This is a genomic window from Agromyces fucosus (assembly GCF_004134865.1).
GTDB lineage: Bacteria > Actinomycetota > Actinomycetes > Actinomycetales > Microbacteriaceae > Agromyces > Agromyces fucosus.
The window spans coordinates 603,885-621,891 of sequence record NZ_SDPO01000002.1; the positions used below are offsets into that span (position 1 = coordinate 603,885).

General features: G+C 69.5%; 12 protein-coding genes and 2 tRNA genes. 3 read left to right on the forward strand and 11 right to left on the reverse strand.

What is annotated here, in order from left to right:
- Positions 1–121: 121 nt before the first annotated feature.
- Entirely contained in the window at positions 122–4,486 is a 4,365-nt protein-coding gene (locus tag ESP57_RS08550; RefSeq protein WP_129231241.1) for an endo-alpha-N-acetylgalactosaminidase family protein, read from the reverse strand.
- A gap of 380 nt (positions 4,487–4,866) precedes the next feature.
- On the opposite strand from ESP57_RS08550, the gene ESP57_RS08555 reads away from it, so the two are divergent.
- Positions 4,867–5,166, forward strand: a complete 300-nt coding sequence (locus ESP57_RS08555; protein WP_056005970.1) for a hypothetical protein — start codon at positions 4,867–4,869, stop codon at positions 5,164–5,166.
- Positions 5,167–5,280: 114 nt separating this feature from the next.
- Here the strand turns inward: ESP57_RS08555 and ESP57_RS08560 are convergent, their stop codons facing one another.
- On the reverse strand, positions 5,281–6,234 hold the full coding sequence (locus ESP57_RS08560) for an alpha/beta hydrolase (RefSeq protein ID WP_207904512.1): 954 nt from the start codon (positions 6,232–6,234) through the stop codon (positions 5,281–5,283).
- Positions 6,235–6,335: 101 nt separating this feature from the next.
- On the opposite strand from ESP57_RS08560, the gene ESP57_RS08565 reads away from it, so the two are divergent.
- A complete protein-coding gene (locus ESP57_RS08565; RefSeq protein WP_129231242.1) occupies positions 6,336–6,986 on the forward strand; it encodes a TetR/AcrR family transcriptional regulator in 651 nt (216 codons plus the stop codon).
- A 105-nt stretch (positions 6,987–7,091) separates the two neighbouring features.
- Here ESP57_RS08565 and ESP57_RS08570 read toward each other — a convergent pair.
- The 7 genes from ESP57_RS08570 to ESP57_RS08600 all read right to left on the reverse strand — a co-directional run bounded on the left by ESP57_RS08570 (position 7,092) and on the right by ESP57_RS08600 (position 13,717).
- Positions 7,092–7,165: transfer RNA gene (locus tag ESP57_RS08570), tRNA-Met, on the reverse strand.
- Between the two features lie 47 nt (positions 7,166–7,212).
- A tRNA-Thr gene (locus tag ESP57_RS08575) sits at positions 7,213–7,284 on the reverse strand.
- A 78-nt stretch (positions 7,285–7,362) separates the two neighbouring features.
- Positions 7,363–7,692 carry a DUF4190 domain-containing protein gene (locus tag ESP57_RS08580; protein WP_115958916.1) on the reverse strand — a complete coding sequence of 110 codons (330 nt, stop codon included), beginning with the start codon at positions 7,690–7,692 and terminating at the stop codon, positions 7,363–7,365.
- A 59-nt stretch (positions 7,693–7,751) separates the two neighbouring features.
- Positions 7,752–9,716, reverse strand: a complete 1,965-nt coding sequence (locus ESP57_RS08585) for a glycoside hydrolase family 13 protein (protein WP_243648462.1) — start codon at positions 9,714–9,716, stop codon at positions 7,752–7,754.
- Between the two features lie 66 nt (positions 9,717–9,782).
- Positions 9,783–10,787: a sugar ABC transporter permease gene (locus ESP57_RS08590; RefSeq protein ID WP_082571135.1), complete on the reverse strand. Its 1,005-nt coding sequence runs from the start codon at positions 10,785–10,787 to the stop codon at positions 9,783–9,785.
- Positions 10,787–12,406, reverse strand: a complete 1,620-nt coding sequence (locus ESP57_RS08595) for an ABC transporter permease subunit (RefSeq protein WP_056005985.1) — start codon at positions 12,404–12,406, stop codon at positions 10,787–10,789. The genes ESP57_RS08590 and ESP57_RS08595 overlap by 1 nt, the downstream gene beginning before the upstream one ends.
- A gap of 78 nt (positions 12,407–12,484) precedes the next feature.
- A complete protein-coding gene (locus ESP57_RS08600; RefSeq protein ID WP_056005987.1) occupies positions 12,485–13,717 on the reverse strand; it encodes a sugar ABC transporter substrate-binding protein in 1,233 nt (410 codons plus the stop codon).
- Between the two features lie 261 nt (positions 13,718–13,978).
- Between ESP57_RS08600 and ESP57_RS08605 the strand changes: the two genes are divergently transcribed.
- On the forward strand, positions 13,979–15,655 hold the full coding sequence (locus tag ESP57_RS08605) for a glycoside hydrolase family 13 protein (protein ID WP_129231243.1): 1,677 nt from the start codon (positions 13,979–13,981) through the stop codon (positions 15,653–15,655).
- Between the two features lie 102 nt (positions 15,656–15,757).
- On the opposite strand, the gene ESP57_RS08610 is transcribed toward ESP57_RS08605, so the two are convergent.
- Positions 15,758–16,075 carry a CHY zinc finger protein gene (locus ESP57_RS08610; RefSeq protein WP_129231244.1) on the reverse strand — a complete coding sequence of 106 codons (318 nt, stop codon included), beginning with the start codon at positions 16,073–16,075 and terminating at the stop codon, positions 15,758–15,760.
- A 1-nt stretch (position 16,076) separates the two neighbouring features.
- Positions 16,077–17,927 carry a M23 family metallopeptidase gene (locus ESP57_RS18840; RefSeq protein ID WP_129231245.1) on the reverse strand — a complete coding sequence of 617 codons (1,851 nt, stop codon included), beginning with the start codon at positions 17,925–17,927 and terminating at the stop codon, positions 16,077–16,079.
- Positions 17,928–18,007 lie beyond the last annotated feature (80 nt).

Here is an 18,007-nt window from a genome sequence, read left to right on the forward strand (position 1 = left end):
CGCGCCCGCTTGGACTTTCGCACGACGCCGCCGGTCCGGGCACACGAATGGCCCCGCGGTGAGGAACGCGAGGCCATTCGTGCCGTGCCGGGGCGGCCCCCACCGCCCCGGCACCGGTCGATCAGTCGGTGCCGAAGAACTCCAGCTCCGCGATCGAGGCGAACGGCTGGCCGTTGTGCGAACTCGTCGCGACGACCTTGACGAAGCCGGCCGTCGCCGGCGTCGCGAACATCACCGTCTGCGCTGCGGTGCCCGCGCCGAGCTCACCGGTTGCGACCGGCGAACCCCAGTCCGTGCCGTCGGCGCTCACGTACACCTCGTATCCCTTGATGCGGCCGTTGGGCTCGGTGCCCGGTCGCTGCTGGATCGAGATGCCGCGCAGCTCGTGCGAGCCGCCGAGGTCGACGGCCACGTGGTGCGGATACGCCGGCGAAGCGTTCAGCCATTCGCTGTGCCAGCAGCTCGCGGCGTCGCCGTCGAGCACGTTCGTCGCGGCGCCGTCCTCTCCCTCGGTCTCCTCGGAGTCGACGTCGGAGATCGACATGGCGTCCTTCGGCAACGGTGTCGGTGCCGCCTCACGGGTGCCCCAGACGTTGATCTCGTTCGCGCCGGCGAAGGCCGCGCCGTTGATCGCGTTGAGGCCGACGAGCTTCACGAAGCGTGCGTTCGCCGCCGGGAACGACAGGTGCTGCACCTCCGTCGCGCTCGCGAACTCACCCGTCTTCACGGGCGTGCCCCAGTTCGTGCCGTCGGTGCTCAGGTAGAGCTCGTACTTCTTGATCGAACCGTTGCCCCTCCGAACCTGGTAGTCGAACCCGTCGACGGCGTACGTGTCGCCGAGGTCGAGCGCGATCCAGTGGGGGTAGGGCGTGTCGGGGTTCACCTGCGACCAGGCCGAGTGCCACATCGTGGCCGCGTTGCCGTCGATCGCGGCGCGCGCACTGCCGTCACCGGTGCCCGGCTCGGCATCGCTCACGCCCGCGATCGACAGTCGCGACTGCGGGATCAGCCCCGGCGGCAGGGTCGCCACCGAGACGGATGCCTCGACCGCGCGCGTTCCGCCGCCGACGCCGTAGCTCGTGGCCGCCGAGACCTCGTAGCTGCCCTGAGCGATGTCGGCCGGTGCCGACACTCGCCACGTGGTCTTCACCGTGGCGCCGGGCGCGACCGACGCGAATGCCGCGGCGCCCGACGGCTCGGCCGTCCAGCCCTCGGGTACCGCGAGCGTGGTCGTGACCTCGGTCGCCGCCTCCGCCTCGTGGTTCGTGAAGCTCGTGGTGAAGGCGTTCGCCTCGCCCGGCACGATGCCGCTGGCCGGTGCCGCGAGCGTGAGCCGCGCGCAGGCGCCCGGCTCTTCGCTCTCGCCGAGGTCGACGATGCGGAGGTCGTCGAGGATCAGGTCGGCGCCCGTGCTGCCGACCGCGTTGCGGCGCAGGCCGACGAAGGTGTCGCCGCACGCCGGTGCGTCGAACTCGTGCACGAACTCGGTGGTCTCGTGCACGGCTCCGAACTCCGTGGCCGTGAGGTCCGTCGGCGTCGAGGCGCCGTCCGCCATCTGGTCGATGCCGGTCACGAACGAGTAGGCGCCCGCGACTCCGCTCTGGTAGTCGAACGAGACCCGATAGCGATGTCCGGCCTCGACCGGCACGGTGTACTCGGACGTGCGGTACACGAGACCGCGGTTCTCCTCGTGCGCCATGAGCGAGTAGTCGCCCGAGAGCACCATGTCGAACTTGCGTCCTCTCCAGCCCTGCTGGGTGTAGGGCTCGTTGCGCTTCGCGATGTGCGTACGCGGGTCGGTGGCACCGCCGGAGTCGCCCTTGAAGAACGGTCCCCAGCCCTGGTCGACCCGCTCGAAGTCCTCGTCGATCAGCACGTCGTCGCCGATCGTCGGGTCGTCGGTGGCGACCACCCGCACGTTGTCGATGTGCACCGCGGCGTCGCCGTCGCCCGCGGCGATCGTGAGGGTCGGGAGGGTCTCGTCCGTCACGGTGAGGAAGGTTCGCAGGCGCTGCAGGTTGGTGCCGTGCCAACTGTCGGAGCCGACGAGGTTGGCCGCACCCGAGCTGTCGACCGTGATCGAGGCATCCTCTCCGTCGTCGTCGCGCACGTCGACCGAGAGCGTCGTCTCGCGTGTCTGGCCCGCCGCGATGCCGACGTCCGCCGAGACCGCGTAGGTGCCGGGCTTCAGCAGGTCGAGGCGCTGGCTGATCGAGGCCTCACCCGCCCCGAGCAGCGCGGAGCGCCGTCCGAGCTCGTCGCTCACCGCGGTCGCGGCTCCGGTCGGGTTCCACGCGTCCAGGTCGCCCGCGTTGAAGCCGGGGTCGTCGACGGTCGTCCCCTGGCCGAACGAGACCTTCGTCGGCAACGCCTGGGCGGCCGTCGCCTCCTCGCCGGCGGCCAGCAGGTACGGCTGACCCGCCACGGCGTCGATCGTCACGGTGCCGTCGACGACCGGCACGTCGGCGAGCTTCTCGCGGCCCGTGTCGCTGAGCTCGAACAGCTGCAGCGACTCGAGCCCGGCGAACTCATCGGTCAGGGTCCACGTGGTCGCTCCGCCGGCGGGGTTGTAGTGGTAGAGCTTGTCGGCCACCTCATCGGCGGTCGACGACCAGGGCAGCAGGTAGGTGCCACCGCGCAGCACCTCGGCGCCGTCCACGGTGATCGAGCGATCGGCGGCGGTGGTCCCCGTGACGCTCACGCCGTCCTCGAGGTCGATGCGCTCGGGCGTCCAGCGCATGATCTCGTGGTGCTGCAGGAACTTCGTCGGCACGTTCGCGACCCACACGTTCTCGAGGAACGCGGTGAAGTCGTTCTGATTCGTCCAGCCCTCGAACTCGACGATGTGGCTCGTGCCCAACTTCGGGTCGGGGTTCCACACATCGGCTTTCGTGTTGTTGACGAACCGCAGGATCTGCGAGTTCACGCCCTTGTTGGTCGCGCCGCCGTAGTTCTCGTCGTTCGCCCAGTGCGACCACGTGTTGTTCTCGGACAGCTTGTCGGCCCACTCGGAGCCGACCCGGAACCCGTGCTTCACGAGCGAGTCCTGGATCTTCTGCGCGAGCCATCCGTGCTGGTAGTACACGTCGACGTAGGCGAAGTCGAGGTTGTCGTCGGTCGCGTCGGCGAGCTGCCCGATGCGCTTGTCGAGGTCACCCGAGACGATGTCGTGGCGCTGGTCCATGTAGTACGACTGGTCGAGCCAGTTCCACCCGTTCGACGTCGTGGCGACCTCGTCGCTCATCGAGTTCGCCTCGGGATAGATCTCGGTCGCGTTGATGTGCACGCCGAACGAGGCGTTCCACTTCGCGCCTTCCTTCGCGAGCCGGTTCAGGTCGTTCAGTCCGCCCGCCCGCTCGTTGAAGTTGTCGCCGTAGTCGGTGTTGGCCGAGTCGTGTCCCTCGCTCGTGAAGCCCTTGAGCATGGCGACCTGGCCGAGGCCGTCGGTCGCGAGCGCGATGCGCTTCACGTCGTCGAGGGTGCGCAGGAACGGATGCGTCGCCTGCGACGCGAAGTTGAACGGGATGTGGGTGATCACGTTCTCGGGAGTCTGGCCGCCCTTGAACGGGGCGACGCGGATGCCGCGCATCGCGATCGCGCCGTCCTGCCAGTCGACCACGTCGTCGTCGTTGGCGTCGGGAGTGATCGCGACCTTGACCCACGGCAGCTCCTCCGCGACATCCGACCCCTGTGCACGGTAGAGCCACGGGCCGCTCGCGACGCCCACCTCGACGCCGCCGTCACCGTCGGCGACGGCCTGGCGCCAGAAGTTGCCTGCATCCTTGCTGCTCGGTCCCGACGAGGTGTCGTAGAGCGCGTTCGTCGCGAACGCCGCGGCGAGCTCGCCCGTGTTCGCGATGATCGCCGTCGAACCCTTCGGGGCGGCGTCGATCGGGGTGTCGACCGTGACGGGGAGGAACGCATCGCCCGAGACGCCGCGGTCGACCGAGAGGTTCGCCGCAGCGACGGCCGCGCCGGGCTCGTCGGAGGAGACGGTGACCAGGCGGTGATCGGGAATCTGCAGACTCTTCACCACTCCCTGGGGGTCGACGATCTTCGTCACCTTGATCGTCACGACACGGTGCGAGACCGAGAGACGCACGGCGATCGAGACGCCCGGAAGCGCGGTCGGCTTGAGCACGTAGTCGACCGCTGCGCGGCCGCTCGGCTTCGACACCACGCCCACGGGCTGGGCCTCGCCGTTGATGGTGATCGTCGTGATCGTCGTGTCGTTGCCGTGCAGGACGGCACCGGACTCACGATCGGTGTACGTGACGACCTGAGGGAACCCGGCGTCGGCCGCGACGGTCAACTCCTCGCTCCGAAGGTTGAGCGCTGCGCCGGCCGTGGAGGCGGCGAACGGTTGGATGGCCAGGTCCGGGGCGGCCGTCGCCGGCGCGGCCGCGAACGGCACGAGTGCGCCGCTGACGATCGCGCAGCCGAGGCCGAGCCGCCAGAGGCGGCCCGCTGGGCGAGGTGAAGGCATCTTCGTCTCCAATTTCCTGCGTCACCGGGGGCAACGCATCCGTCGACCCGCACCGTCGGTGCGATCGGATCCAGTCCCGGCGCAGCCTCGAACGGGGCTCCGTGGGGGTGGTCCGATCGTGCCACAATTTGTTACCGATACCAAGGACTATTTCCGCACGAACGCTGGATTCTCGACGAGATCGGGTCGCATGCTTGTTCTCGGTAGCATCGATGCTCCCGCCCAAGGCGGTCGCCCGAGACCGTGAGCGGTCGCCGTTCTGCGGGGTCGACGACGTAGCACTGGCATGACCAGGACGGGCTCTGACTCCAGCCGGCAGGCGCGCCAAAGGTCCTGTCAAGCCGCTGACCGCATGAATCGCATCGGCGTAGCATCCCGGCATGCGAGTCAATGATGAGAACCGAGCGCCCGGGAATCCGGAAGTCGCGAAGTCCGAGCCCGCACCACTGAACGACACCCAGCAGATACGGAAGGATGTCGCCTACAGCCCGTCGAGCGAGGCCGAGACGGCAGCGAAGCAGGACGGCGTCGACCCGGAGGACCTCGACGACGGCATCGATCCCGACGACGTGCGCGCTGTTCCGGGAACGGGCGGGCCCGACGATACGGGCGACGTCGACGTCGACCCCGATGATCTGAACCTTCCGTCCCGAGAACCGGGTAGCCGCGGGCCGAACTGAGGGGAGGCTGCTAGCCGAAGCGGAGAAAGGAGGTCCCCAGCCCCACCCGTCGAGCAGGCGATGAACGGGCGGGTGGGGCGGAGTCAGAGGCGAAGCGATGTCGAGCGCGAAGGCCTACAGCGCTGCGAGCACGCGGCATCGCTCCGCGAGCGTTCGGCGTGACACGTCGATCTCCACGCTGACGCGGTCGTGACCGTGGGTGACGCCGGGCAGCACATGGAGTTCGCACGGTATGCCGGCCGCGAGCAGGCGCTGGGCGTAGCTGATCGATTCGTCCCGGAAGATGTCGAGATCGCCGACCTCGATGTACGCCGGCGCCAGGCCGGTGAAATCGGCGAGCCGTGCGGGAGCCGCGATCGGCGACACGGTGTCGCCGCCGACGTCGGCTCCGAGCACGGCACTCCAGCAGGTCCAGTTGGAGTCCCAGTCCCACGCGGCGTAGGGGGCGATGTTGGGGTCGGGAACCGTGGTGCGATCGTCGAGCATCGGGTAGATGAGGACCTGTTTCGCGAGCGCGATGCCCCGGTCTCGAGCGAGGATCGCCGCTCCGGCGGCCACGCCGCCCCCGCCACTGTCACCCATGACGGCGATTCGCTCGATGTCGACACCGAGCTCGTCGGCGTGCTCGATGAGCCACTCCATGGCGTCGACGGCGTCGGTGGCCATGCCCGTGCCCGGGTTCTCGGGTGCCAGGCGGTAGTCCACCGAGGCGAAGGCAACTCGCGATTCCTGCACGTAGTACCGGACGAGGCCGTCGTAGTACTCCGCCTTTCCGGCGACCATGCCGCCGCCGTGCAAGTAGACGACTGCGGGCCGGAGCTCGTCGTCCTGCCGGGTCTCGGGCTCGTACCAGCGGAGGTCGAACCGTCCCTGCCGCGACGACGTGATCGTGTGCTCTCGCACGGAGACGCCCGTCGACAGCGGGGCGGGACATGCGGGCATCGACCCATCGATCATGGCGCGCAGCCCGTGCACGTCGCCGCGCACAGGGGGCGTGAAGTCTCCGAGCGATTGCAGATTCTCGGCCAGGGCTCGGTACATGGCGGCGATCTGTGGATCGAGCATCATCGTTGACATCTCGACGTCCTTTCAGCGGAAGTGGTGCGGATCACACTAACGGACATCTGTCCGATTGTCATCCGATACGCTCATGCTGAGGAGGCGGACCGATGGGGCTGACAGGCATTCCACCCGCGGCGTTCATGCGCGACGGCGATCCGACCGACCCGAGGTCGGTGCGAACACGGAGTCAGTTGCTGTCCGCGTACGAGCGACTCCTCGCCTCGTCGAGTTCACCCACGGTCGCCGACCTCGTGCGTGCAGCCGGGGTGAGCAGGAGTTCGTTCTACACCCATTTCGCGGGCATCGAGGAAGTGGGCGTCGCCGCACTCCGTTCGATTCTCGATTCCTTCGACCCGGTCGACGACGAACGCGAGCACAGGGGGCAGGTCGCGCCGACGGCGGCGAGTTTCCAGGACCTCTTCGACCACCTCGCCGCACATCGGGACCTGTGCGTCGCGGTGCTGGTTTCGGATGAGCAGATGCCCGCGCTTGCAGAGCTCCACGCCGCGCTGGTGACGCACGTCACCACCGCGATCGAACGCTCGCCGGCCATGCCCGTCGGCTTCGACGTCGACCGCGGGGCGCGGTTCCTCGTCGGCGGGATCCTCTCACTGCTGCACGAGGACCTGCAGACCGGCGCGGACGTCGACGGGGCGGGAAAGCTCGTCTCGGCGATGCTCCCCGAATGGCTGGCGCGCGACAACCTGCTCGACGCACCGCTGTCGGTGGCGCCCGGTGGCCTGACACCGACCCGCTGATGTGTCGGAAGCCCGTCGATGAGCGGGCGGGGCATACCGTCACCGGCTGCCAGGCTGGTCGCATGCCAACGGACCGATTCCGCGACAAGCCGGGTCCTGATGTTGTAGCGAGGGCGGGACTCGAACCCGCGACACCACGATTATGAGCCGTGTGCTCTAACCACCTGAGCTACCCCGCCGGGTAGGCTTCCCCCGCCCAGCCGAACGGCCGAACGAAGTGAACCAGAGCCCCGAGTCAGGATTGAACTGACGACCCCTTCCTTACCATGGAAGTGCTCTACCACTGAGCTATCGGGGCATGTTGCCGCACTTGGCAACCGTACGAGGATATCACCTCTCGGCGGCACCTCCGAACCAGCGCGACCATGCCCTGCAACTAGCCTTCTGCGAGTCCCCAGAGCAGGTACGGCCAGAGAATCACCAGTGCGATGAGCACGAACCCGACCACGAACCACACCGCGGTCATCACATAGCCACCGATGATGCCGGTGAGGGCGAGCCCTCGCCCGCGTTGGGGAACTCGCCGCAACTGCGCCCACGCGAGATGGCCGAAGATGACGGCGGTGATCGAGGCGTTCAGTCCCAACACGAGGGTCCCGGCGAGCAGCGCCACACTCACCTTTGCGAAGGCGTTCGTCGCGTTCGGATCCGGCGACGGCGCGTGTCCGAGCCTCATGGGCGCCGGGGGCGTCGCGGGAGGCTGCATGAATGGTCCTCTCGGTCGGGGAATCCGACAGTAGCCATCCGCCCGCGACTTCGTCGAAACTATCCCCAGGACGGCGCCGAGACGCCCGGCAGGCTCCACGCGGCGAAGCCGGCTTCGTCGGCCTGAAGGGTCACGAGACCAGCGGATGCCTCGACTCGCGCCGTCCCGAAGAGTCGCGCCGCGACATCCGCTGAGCCGAGCTCGCCGAGCTCGCCGAGTCGACCGAGCGCGCCGAGCGCGACCGAGTCGATCGCGAGCGTGGCTGCCGAACGCGCGGCGAACACGAGCACCGACTCCTCGACCGACTCGCGCACGAACGCCACGGCGTCGTCGGCGATCGCGAGCCAGCGGATGCCGCCGGTCGCGAGCACCGGGCGCTCGCGGCGCAACCGAAGCAGCGAGCGGTACGTCTCGAGCACGGGCGCGACCTCGGGCGAGGTCTCGCTCCCCCACGGCATCGGCGTGCGCGAGGCCTCGCCGTCGACGCCGGTGAGCCCGAACTCGTCGCCGGCCCAGACCACGGGGATGCCGGGGAGCGAGATCGCGAGGCCGAGGGCCACGGGCAGAGCCCCGGGTCGCGCATGCGTCGCGAAGCGCGGGGTGTCGTGGGTGTCGAGCGCGTTCATGGTCGCGAGGCGCGTGCGCCACGGGAAGCCCGCGGCGAACCGCAGGTGCGCCGCGTGGAAGTCATCGCCCGTGAAGGCAGGCACCTGTTGCAGCGCGAAGCCGAGGCCGCCGCCGGCCGGGCTGCCCGGTTCCAGCAGCCAGCTCCACAGCGGGCGGGTGAACGGCGTGTAGGTCATCGCCCCGTGCCACGCATCGCCCTGGAAGTCGCTCGCGGCGTCGTTCGTCGACTCCCCCAGCAGCAGCGTGTCGGGCTTCACGTCGAGCATCGTGCGGCGGATCGTCCGGCGCACCTCGGCGTTCAGGTCGGCTGAGCCCAGCCGGCCGGTCATGTTGGCGACGTCGATGCGCCATCCGTCGAGGTGGAACGGCGCTCCGAGGAACCGAGCCACGACCGAGTCGGGGCCCTCGATGAAGCGGCGGCGCAGTTCGTCGGAGCTCCAGTCGAACTTCGGCAGGCTCGGCACCCCGAGCCACGACTCGTAGCCGCCGCCGTCGGCCTCGTCGCGGAAGAAGTAGAACTGGCGCTCCGGCGTCTCTGCGTCGGCCTGCGCCGCGCGGAACCACTCGTGCGCATCGCCCGAGTGGTTCGAGGTCAGGTCGCCGATGACGCGGATGCCTCGGGCGTGCGCCGCCTCGACGAGCCGCACGAGCGCCTCGTCGCCGCCGAGCAGCGGGTCGACGAGGTCGAAGGTCGTGGCGTCGTAGCGATGGTTCGAGCGCGCCGGGAAGACGGGCGTCAGGTAGAGCAGGTCGACGCCGAGCGATGCCAGGTGGTCGAGCTTCTCACGCACGCCGTCGAGGTCGCCGCCGAACAGCTGCTTCGACCGGCCTGGGTACACGGGGTCGACGGGGTCGCCCCAGTCGGCCGCGATCGCCCATTCGGGCAGCTCGCCCGCCGCACGGAGCGCATCGAAGGGCGCCGCCGCCGACTTCGCGAAGCGATCGGGGAACACCTGGTACATCACGCTCGACGCCGCCCAGTCGGGCGCGGGCTCGTACGCGACGAGCCTGAAGTCGTCGTGGTCGCGGGTCTCCACCGTCGACAGGCCGAGCTGGTTCAGCCAGTGCTGGCGGCCGTCGCCGCCGACGAGCAACCATCGGTACCCGTGCACCGGGTTCTCGACCTCGACGGATGCCTCCCACCACTGCCAGCCGTCAGCCGAACCGTCGCTGCCCGAGCCCGTCGAAGGCAGCAGCACGGCCTCGTCGAACCGCGGCTCCCGGTTCGGGTTCGACCGGGTGCCGACCCACGAGAGCGGCCCGAACGACTCGGGTACGCGCAGGCGCAGCCGCACCGTCTCGCCGAGCGCGGGCGTCTGCGTCGAGACGTGCAGCGGTGATCCGTCGTGGTGCGGAGCCAGTGGAGCCAGTTGGGCGAGTACGGTCGGCGGGGTCATTCCATCACCTTTCCACCTGCGCATGACACGCAGGTGACATGGCCGCACCGTCCGGGCGGGCGGCTGCTACTTCACGGCGCCGGCGGTCAGCCCGCCGACGATGTACTTCTGCAGGAAGAGGAAGAGCGCCACGACCGGCAGCGCCGCGATGACGGCACCCGCCGAGAAGGCGCTCCAGTCGGCGTAGCGCGGGTTCGACACGAGCTTCGTGAGGCCGACGGCGAGCGTCTGCTTGTCGGTGTCGATGAGCAGCACGGATGCCACGACGAACTCGTTGACCGAGGCGATGAACGACAGCAGTGCGACGACCGCGAGGATCGGGGCGACGAGCCGCAGGATGATCGTGAAGAAGATGCGGGCGTGACCGGCACCGTCGATCTTCGCGGCCTCGTCGATCGACGCCGGCACCGTGTTGAAGAAGCCGTACATGAGGTACGTGTTCACCCCGAGCGCGCCGCCGAGGTACACCATGATCAGGCCGATGTGCGTGTTCAGGCCGATCGCCGGGAACCAGTCTCCGATCGCGCTCATCAGCAGGAAGATCGCGACGACGGCGAGCAGCTGCGGGAACATCTGCACGACGACGATCGAGATCAGGCCGAAGCGACGGCCGGTGAAGCGCATTCGCGAGAACGAGTACGCGGCGAGCGCCCCGAGGAAGACCGTCAGCACCGCCGTGATGCCGGCGATCATGAGCGTGTTGCCGAACCAGGTGAGGAACGGCACCTGCGGGTCGGTGAGGATGCGCACGTAGCTCTCGAGGCCGATCGCCGAGAAGAGGGCGTTCGAGCCGGTGAGCGTGCCGTGCGGGTTCAGCGACGACGAGATCACGAAGACGATCGGGAAGAGCGAGAACACGACCATCACGATGCCGACGATGTGGCGCCACCCGGTCGCAGCGAACCAGCGACGAAGGTTGAACGGCCGGCGCGCGATCTCACGGCCGGGGCCGCCGTCGCCGCCGTCGCGTGCGATCGAGACGCTCGCACGCGTCGAGGCATCCGCGAACTCCGCCGCCTCGCCGATGACGAGGCCGGTCTGGGTTCCGGGAACGGGCTGCTGGGCGGCCATCAGTTCAGCTCCTCGAGGGACTTGGTGCGTCGGAAGGCGATGACCGAGATCACGGCCACGATGATGAAGATGATGATCGAGTAGGCGCTCGCGAGACCGTAGTCGCGCGTCTGCCCGGTGAACGCCACCTTGTAGACCATCGAGATCAGGATGTCGGTGAACCCGACGGGGATCGGGGCGTTCGAGTCCCTCGGCCCGCCGTCGGTGAGCATGTAGATCACGTTGAAGTTGTTGAAGTTGAACGCGAACGACGCGATGAGCAGGGGCGCGACCGAGACGAGCAGCAGCGGCAGCTTGATGAGCCGGAACACCGCCCACGGCTTCGCGCCGTCGACCGTCGCCGCCTCCTGCAGCTCCTCGGGAATCGACTGCAGGGCGCCCGTGCACACGAGGAACATGTATGGGAAGCCGAGCCACAGGTTCACGAGCAGCACCGAGAACTTGGCGAGCACGGGATCGGTCAGCCAGGGAATGGATGCCCCGCCGAAGAGCACCTGGTTGATGAAGCCGAAGCTCTCGTTCATCATGCCGGCCCAGATCAGCGCCGAGAGGAACGACGGCACGGCGTACGGGAGGATCATGAGCACGCGGTAGTACTTGCGGCCCTTCATGCGCATGTCGTTGAAGACGATCGCGAGGAAGAGGCCGAGGAAGAACGTCGACGCGACCGAGATGAGCGCGAACGCGAAGGTCCAGAGCGTGACGTAGACGAGCGGGCCGGCGAGGCGCTCGTCGGTGACGGCGCGCACGAAGTTGTCGAAGCCGACCACGATCTGCCAGCCGGGCAGGAGCTCTTCGCCGCTCTCGGAGGTGAAGGCGCCGGTGCCGACGTCAGAGTAAACGGTGCCGGTGTCGAGGTTCGTCATCGTGCCGGCGGCCTCGTCGTACTCGAGGTTCGAGAGGTAGAGGTAGGCGCTCGAGCCGTCGGGGGTGCGCAGCGCTCCGTCGTTCGGGTCGTCGGAGAACGGCACGGCGAGTTCGGTGATCTCGTCGGTGCGGGAGATCACGTCGGCGAACTGCAGGGTCGTCCAGCCGTCGACGGCGACGGCCTTGTCGCCGTCCATCTCGGCGTCGACGGGGGCGAGCGGCTGCTCGCTGGTGCCGAGCAGCGCCTCGCCGTCGGGGTCCGTCACGAGCAGGCCGAGCGTGCCGCCCTGGTCGACGACGGTGACGGGGTAGGTGGGCGAGTCCTCGACGCGCTGGAGCGAGGAGGCCATGAGCGACGAGACCGCCTGCTCCTTCGACCCGTTGTGGCCGGTGCCGTAGTTCGTGAAGGCGATGTAGCCCGTGTAGACGAGCACGAACACCTGGAAGACGACGAGGAAGATCACGCCGGGCGTGAGGTACTTCGCGGGGAGCTTGCGACGCGAGAAGTAGATCCAGTTGACGATCACCGCGACGACCGCGACGATCGCCGCGACGAGCCACTGCTCGGCGCTCGCGAGGATGATGACCCCGTAGATCGCGATCGCGTCGACGAGGCCGAGCATCAGCAGCTTCACGAGGAGCATCTTCAGCCCACCGGATGCCGCGTCGGCGATGTTCGCGGCACGCCGCTGCTTCTTCGTCGGCTTCTGCGGCGTCGCCGCGGAGACCTCGTCGTCGATCGTGGTGCTCATCCTGCTCGCTCTTCTCGTCGAACGTGAGTGCTCCGGGCCGGATGCCGCAGCGGCATCCGGCCCGGAGCTTCTCAGTCGTTACTTGCTGATCGCGGCCTGCACGTCGGCGGCGAGCTTCTGCCACGTCGCGACGGGGTCGGCACCGTTGATGATGTCGGCCTCGGCGATGCCCCAGTACTGCCACACGGCGCCCATCGCGGGGATCGCGGGCATCGGCACTGCCTCGGCGCCGACGGCGGCGAAGCCGGCGACGATCGGGTCGCTCGACGCGGTCTCAGCGGCAGCCGAGAGCGCGGGGAGCACGTTGCCGGCCTTGAACAGCTCGAGCTGAACGTCTTCGGTGCCGATGTAGTTGACGAGGAAGTCGTTCGCGGCGACCTTGTTCTTCGACTCGGACGAGACGAAGAAGCCCTTGACGCCGGCGAACGGCGACGCGACCTCGGCGGTCGGGCTCGGCACGGAGTCGATCGCGACGTTGATGCCGGCGTCGGTCGCGGCGCCGACGTTCCACGGGCCGGTCAGCCAGAAGGCCGCGGTGCCGTCGATGAAGGCCTGCTTGGCGATGTCGCCGTCGATGTCGGTGTTGAAGACGCCGGTGCCGTTCTTGCCCTGGCTGCCGAGCCACGTGGCGAACTGCTCGCCGCCCGCGTTGCCGAGCTGCAGGTCGGTGGGGTCGTAGCCCTCTGCGCCGCTGCCGAAGACGGGAGCGCCGAACGCGGTCTGGAACGGGTACAGGTGGTAGGGGTTGCCCTCTGCGCCCTGCTCGACCACGAACGGCTGGGTGAGGCCGGCGGCCTGGCCCTTGGCGATCATGTCGTCGAAGCTCGTGGCGGCCTCGGGAACGAGGTCGGCGTTGCGGAGCACCGCGATGTTCTCCACCGCGTAGGGGAGCATGTAGGTCGTGCCCTCGTAGGTCGACGCGTCGATCGCGACCGGGAGGTAGTCGGCGGCGGAGTCGCCGAGTTCGATGGGGGCGACGACGCCGTTGGTCGAGAGCTCGCCCAGCCAGTCGTGGGCGCCCATGGTGATGTCGGGGCCCTTGCCGGTCGGAACCTGCTGGATGAAGTCGTCCTTGATGTCGGCGTTGTCCTTGCCGACGAGGTCGACCTTGACGCCGGTCTTCTCGGTGTATGCGTCAGCCGCGCCCTTCAGCGCGTCGACGCGCTCGGCGTCGACCCAGACCGTCAGCGTGCTGCTCGCCGAGGCTTCGCCCTCGGAGCCGCTGTCGCCGGCGGAGCAGCTCGCGAGCCCGAGCGTCGCGACAACCGCGACGGCCCCGGCAGCAAGGAGGCTCTTCGTGTTCACCCTCATTGGTGTGCCCTTCTCAGTGTGCGTGAGACGGCGCCTTCGCCTGGTGAGAGTCGCCCGTTCCGCTGTGAAACGGGGCACCGCGCCCGAAAGGCCGTTCTTCCGTATGGAGTGCTCGCTTGGTGCAAGCGATTACAGGTATACCTTGCCTCGTCCCCTTTACCAAATGAGGTAGCGCGTATTGATACCGGTTTGTAACCATCGTGCGACGAGTAGAAACTGCAAGCGTTTCCATCAGGTATCGAGATGACGTACAGTTTCCGCATGACTTCCGAATGGTGGCGCACCGCCGCGATCTACCAGATCTACCCCCGGTCGTTCGCCGACGCGAACGGCGACGGCATGGGCGACCTCGCCGGCATCACCTCGCGCCTCGGTGCGCTGCAGGAGCTCGGCATCGACGCGATCTGGCTCTCCCCCTTCTACACGTCGCCCCAGCGGGACGCCGGCTACGACGTCGCCGACTACTGCGACGTCGACCCGCTCTTCGGCACCCTCGCCGACTTCGACGCGATGGTCGCCGAGGCGCATGCCCGCGGCATCCGCGTCATCGTCGACCTCGTGCCGAACCACTCCTCCGACGAGCACGAGTGGTTCCAGGCAGCACTCGCCGCAGCGCCGGGCAGCGCGGAGCGCGCCCGCTACCTGTTCCGCGACGGCCGCGGCGCCGACGGCTCCGAGGCACCCAACAACTGGGAGTCCGTCTTCGGCGGGCCGGCATGGACCCGCGTCGTCGAAGCCGACGGCACGCCCGGCCAGTGGTACCTGCACCTCTTCGACAGCTCGCAGCCCGACTTCGACTGGACGAACCCCGAGGTCCGCGAGGAGTTCCGCAGCATCCTGCGCTTCTGGCTCGACCGCGGGGTCGACGGCTTCCGCGTCGACGTCGCCCACGGCATGATCAAGGCCGAGGGACTCCCCGACTTCACGCCCCCGGCCGAGGGCGGCAGCATGGGCGGCGCGGCGACCACCGGTGTGCCGCTCGAGCCCGAGATCTCGGCGGAGCCCGGCGACGGCGCTCCGTACTGGGGTCAGGACGGCGTGCACGAGATCTACCGCGACTGGCGGAAGCTGCTCGACGAGTACCCCGACGACCGCGTGCTCGCGGCCGAGGCCTGGGTCGATCCGCTGCCCCGACTCGCGAAGTGGGTGCGCCCCGACGAGATGCACCAGGCGTTCAACTTCGCCTACCTCGAGACGCCGTGGAACGCCGAGGCGCTGCGCCACGTCATCGACGACTCGCTCGCCGCGTTCGCCGCGGTCGGCGCGCCCTCGACCTGGGTGCTCTCGAACCACGACGTCGTGCGCCACGCCACTCGACTGTCGGTCACCGAGGCGAACCCGCAGGGCCACGGCCTCGGCCCGCGCTCGAAGGGCCTGCCCGAGTACGCGCCCGGCCTCCGCCGCGCCCGCGCCGCGACCGCGCTCATGCTCGCGCTGCCCGGTTCGGTCTACCTCTACCAGGGCGAGGAGCTCGGTCTGCCCGAGGTCATCGACCTGCCCGACGACGCCCGTCAGGACCCGACGTGGTTCCGCACGAACCACGAGCGCTACGGGCGAGACGGATGCCGCGTGCCCCTGCCCTGGGAATCGGCGGCGCCCTCGTACGGCTTCGGCCCGACGGATGCCGCGTGGCTCCCGCAGCCCGAGCAGTGGGCCGCGCTCGCGCGCGACGTGCAGCGCGGCGACGCCTCATCGACCCTCTCGCTCTACCGCGACGCCCTCGCGCGGCGCCGGGCGCACGACCTCGGTGCGGGCACGCTCGAGTGGCTGCCCGGCTACCCCGAGTCGACCGTCGCGTTCCGCAACGGCGACCTCGTCGTGATCGCGAACGCCGGGGACTCCCCCGTCGACCTGCCCGACGGCGACGTGCTGCTCTCGAGCGAGCCGATCGACGGCCGCACGCTGCCCGCCGACACCACGGTGTGGCTCTCGGCGTAACCTCACGCGTCACCTGCGGCGCCGTTCCCGTCTCGACGGGGGCGGCGCCGTCGTCGTTCGTGCTGCGCGCACCGGGGCCCGGGCGCGCGCCTGCGCCTACGCCTACGCCTCGAAGTAGAGATCCCAGTGCAGGCGGCAGCGCGGGTTGAAGTCGGCGGCGCAGGCGGGGCAGGAATCGGTTGACCGGTACGCGGTCACCGAGAGCTCGGTGCCGCACGCTCCGCACAGGATGCCGGGTTCGTCCCACTCGGCGCGCGGCCGGACCACGACCGGGTGCGACTCGGCCTCGGCATGACAGGCGTGGCACGGGTAGTAACGATCGCAGCACGCGAAGCGGATGGCGATGATGTCGACGTCGGTCGCGTAGTGCACGCACCGGGTCACACCGTCGACGGTGCGCCCGTGGACGTGCGGTCGCATGTCAGTTCGTGTTGGCGTACAGCCAGTCGAGCGGGTCGACCTTGGTGCCGCTCATGCCGCCGAGGCGGATCTCGAAGTGGAGGTGCGGGCCGGTCGACATGCCGGTGTCGCCGGTCTGGCCGATCACGTCGCCGACCTTGACGGTGTCGCCCGTCTCGAAGCGGCGGGAGTTGTACTCCATGTGCGCGTAGACGCTCGTGACGAGCTCGCCGTCGATGATGTGGTCGATCATCATCACGACGCCGAGCGATCCGCCGGAGTCCGTCGAGTTGGCGACGACGCCGTCGGCGATGGACTGGATCTCGGCGCCGAGTCCAGGGTTGAAGTCCTGGCCGCCGTGGTCGCTCGAGCAACCGGCGCAGTCGCGGTACCCGAACCGGTCGCCGATGTGGACGCCGACCGCGAACGGCCACTGGATGGTGCCCGACGGGTTGTTCGTGAACGTCGCCTCGGGCCGGATGCCGGCTGCGCGCGCGTACTCGTCGATGGTCTGCGTCTCGTAGCCGTCGCGCTGGACGGTCTGCGCGAGCGTGCCGCCGGTGATCTCGACCTGCTGGCCGGGCTCGCTGCCGATCGTCGCCTGCTCGAGCGCCATGGCCTGCACGTCGGCGGGTGAGAGGAGCGAGAGCGAGGGCACGGATGTCGCGACGGCGAGCAGTGCCGCGAAGCTCATGGCGACGAAGCCGCTGGACATGCGGGCGACTCGCCCTGCGCGCGTCACCCGGCGCTTCGCCGTGGGCTTCGGGGAGCCGGTCGTGGCCCGGGGAGCCGACGACCCCTCGCGAGCCGTGGAACGTCGCGCACCGACGGCGTCGGGACCCGCGGAACGACGAGGCCGTTCCTGCGCCGCGGCGACGCCGTTGGACGGCTGCCAGACCGCGGTGGGCACGAACTGCTCGGCGGACTGCGAATCGGGCGCGGGCGCCTCGGCGCTGCTCGGGATGCGCGTCATCGCAGAGGCGGCGATCACCGCGGCGAAGTCGGCGGTCGCCGACGGAGCCGCCTCGGGCGCTGCGACCGGAACCGCTGGGGTCGTGGCCACGGCGGCGGAACGGGAGGACTTGGCGGCCTTGGCGCCCTTCGGCGCCTTCTCGGCCTTCGCGGCCTTGCGCTCGGCGCGCGAGGGCCGAGCCGAGCGAGCGGATGCGTCGGCACGGCGCCCGCCGGACGCCGACGCGTCGGGCTCGTCTCCGAGGTCGGCGAAGAGGTCGTCGAAGGCGGCGCCCGCGTCGGAACCGGCCCGTGACACGGAGAAGGCCGAGTTCCTGTCGACCGGGAGGTCGACCGGCTCGGCCTGGGGGGTCGGAGCGGGGGCTGCGATGACGACGGGGACTGCGGGAGCTGCGGGGACTGCGTGTGTTGCGGGGGCGACGGGCGCGAACGGTTCCGACTGCGCCTGCGATGCCGGGATCTCGGCCGCCGATCGCCTCGGCCTCAAGGCCCCGGGAACCGGAACGTCGGGGGCCGCGGCGAAGGCCGGAGCGGGAGACGCCGGAGCCGGAGTATGCACCGGGGCCGCGGGAGCGGCGGGAGCGGTGAACGCAGGAGCGTCATACACGGGAGCCGTGGGATACGCCGGTGCGGTGAACGCGGGGGCCGGCGGCGCCGGCTCGGCCGCAGCGGCGGGGGTGAAGACCGCCTGCCACGAGGCATCCGTCTGCCGCTCGAACGGAGCGCCCTGTGCGGCCGCCGGGGCCGTCTGCTGCTGCCCGAAGGCCGCGGCACGCTGCGCCGCGGCGGTCTCGGCCGACTCGCGCTCACGCAGTTCACGACGAGTCAGGGGTCGCTCGGGCCGCGAAAGGGCCTGGGTGCCTGGCGTGGAATCGTCGGGCACGAGGGGGGACTCGAGCACGTGGGGGAAAACTCTCGGCTTCGTGGAAAACGGACAACGCGGGGAGGTGGACATCCCGACGGGGCCGAGATAACAGGTTG

Bases quoted from the DNA above. Each gene is read 5' to 3' on its own strand.
- ESP57_RS08595 (WP_056005985.1), bottom strand. From the start codon at position 12,406: ATGAGCACCACGATCGACGACGAGGTCTCCGCGGCGACGCCGCAGAAG.
- ESP57_RS08605 (WP_129231243.1), top strand. From the start codon at position 13,979: ATGACTTCCGAATGGTGGCGCACCGCCGCGATCTACCAGATCTACCCC.
- ESP57_RS08590 (WP_082571135.1), bottom strand. From the start codon at position 10,787: ATGGCCGCCCAGCAGCCCGTTCCCGGAACCCAGACCGGCCTCGTCATC.
- ESP57_RS08550 (WP_129231241.1), bottom strand. From the start codon at position 4,486: ATGCCTTCACCTCGCCCAGCGGGCCGCCTCTGGCGGCTCGGCCTCGGC.
- ESP57_RS08565 (WP_129231242.1), top strand. From the start codon at position 6,336: ATGGGGCTGACAGGCATTCCACCCGCGGCGTTCATGCGCGACGGCGAT.
- ESP57_RS08580 (WP_115958916.1), bottom strand. From the start codon at position 7,692: ATGCAGCCTCCCGCGACGCCCCCGGCGCCCATGAGGCTCGGACACGCG.
- ESP57_RS08555 (WP_056005970.1), top strand. From the start codon at position 4,867: ATGCGAGTCAATGATGAGAACCGAGCGCCCGGGAATCCGGAAGTCGCG.
- ESP57_RS08610 (WP_129231244.1), bottom strand. From the start codon at position 16,075: ATGCGACCGCACGTCCACGGGCGCACCGTCGACGGTGTGACCCGGTGC.
- ESP57_RS08560 (WP_207904512.1), bottom strand. From the start codon at position 6,234: ATGATGCTCGATCCACAGATCGCCGCCATGTACCGAGCCCTGGCCGAG.
- ESP57_RS08585 (WP_243648462.1), bottom strand. From the start codon at position 9,716: ATGACCCCGCCGACCGTACTCGCCCAACTGGCTCCACTGGCTCCGCAC.
- ESP57_RS08600 (WP_056005987.1), bottom strand. From the start codon at position 13,717: ATGAGGGTGAACACGAAGAGCCTCCTTGCTGCCGGGGCCGTCGCGGTT.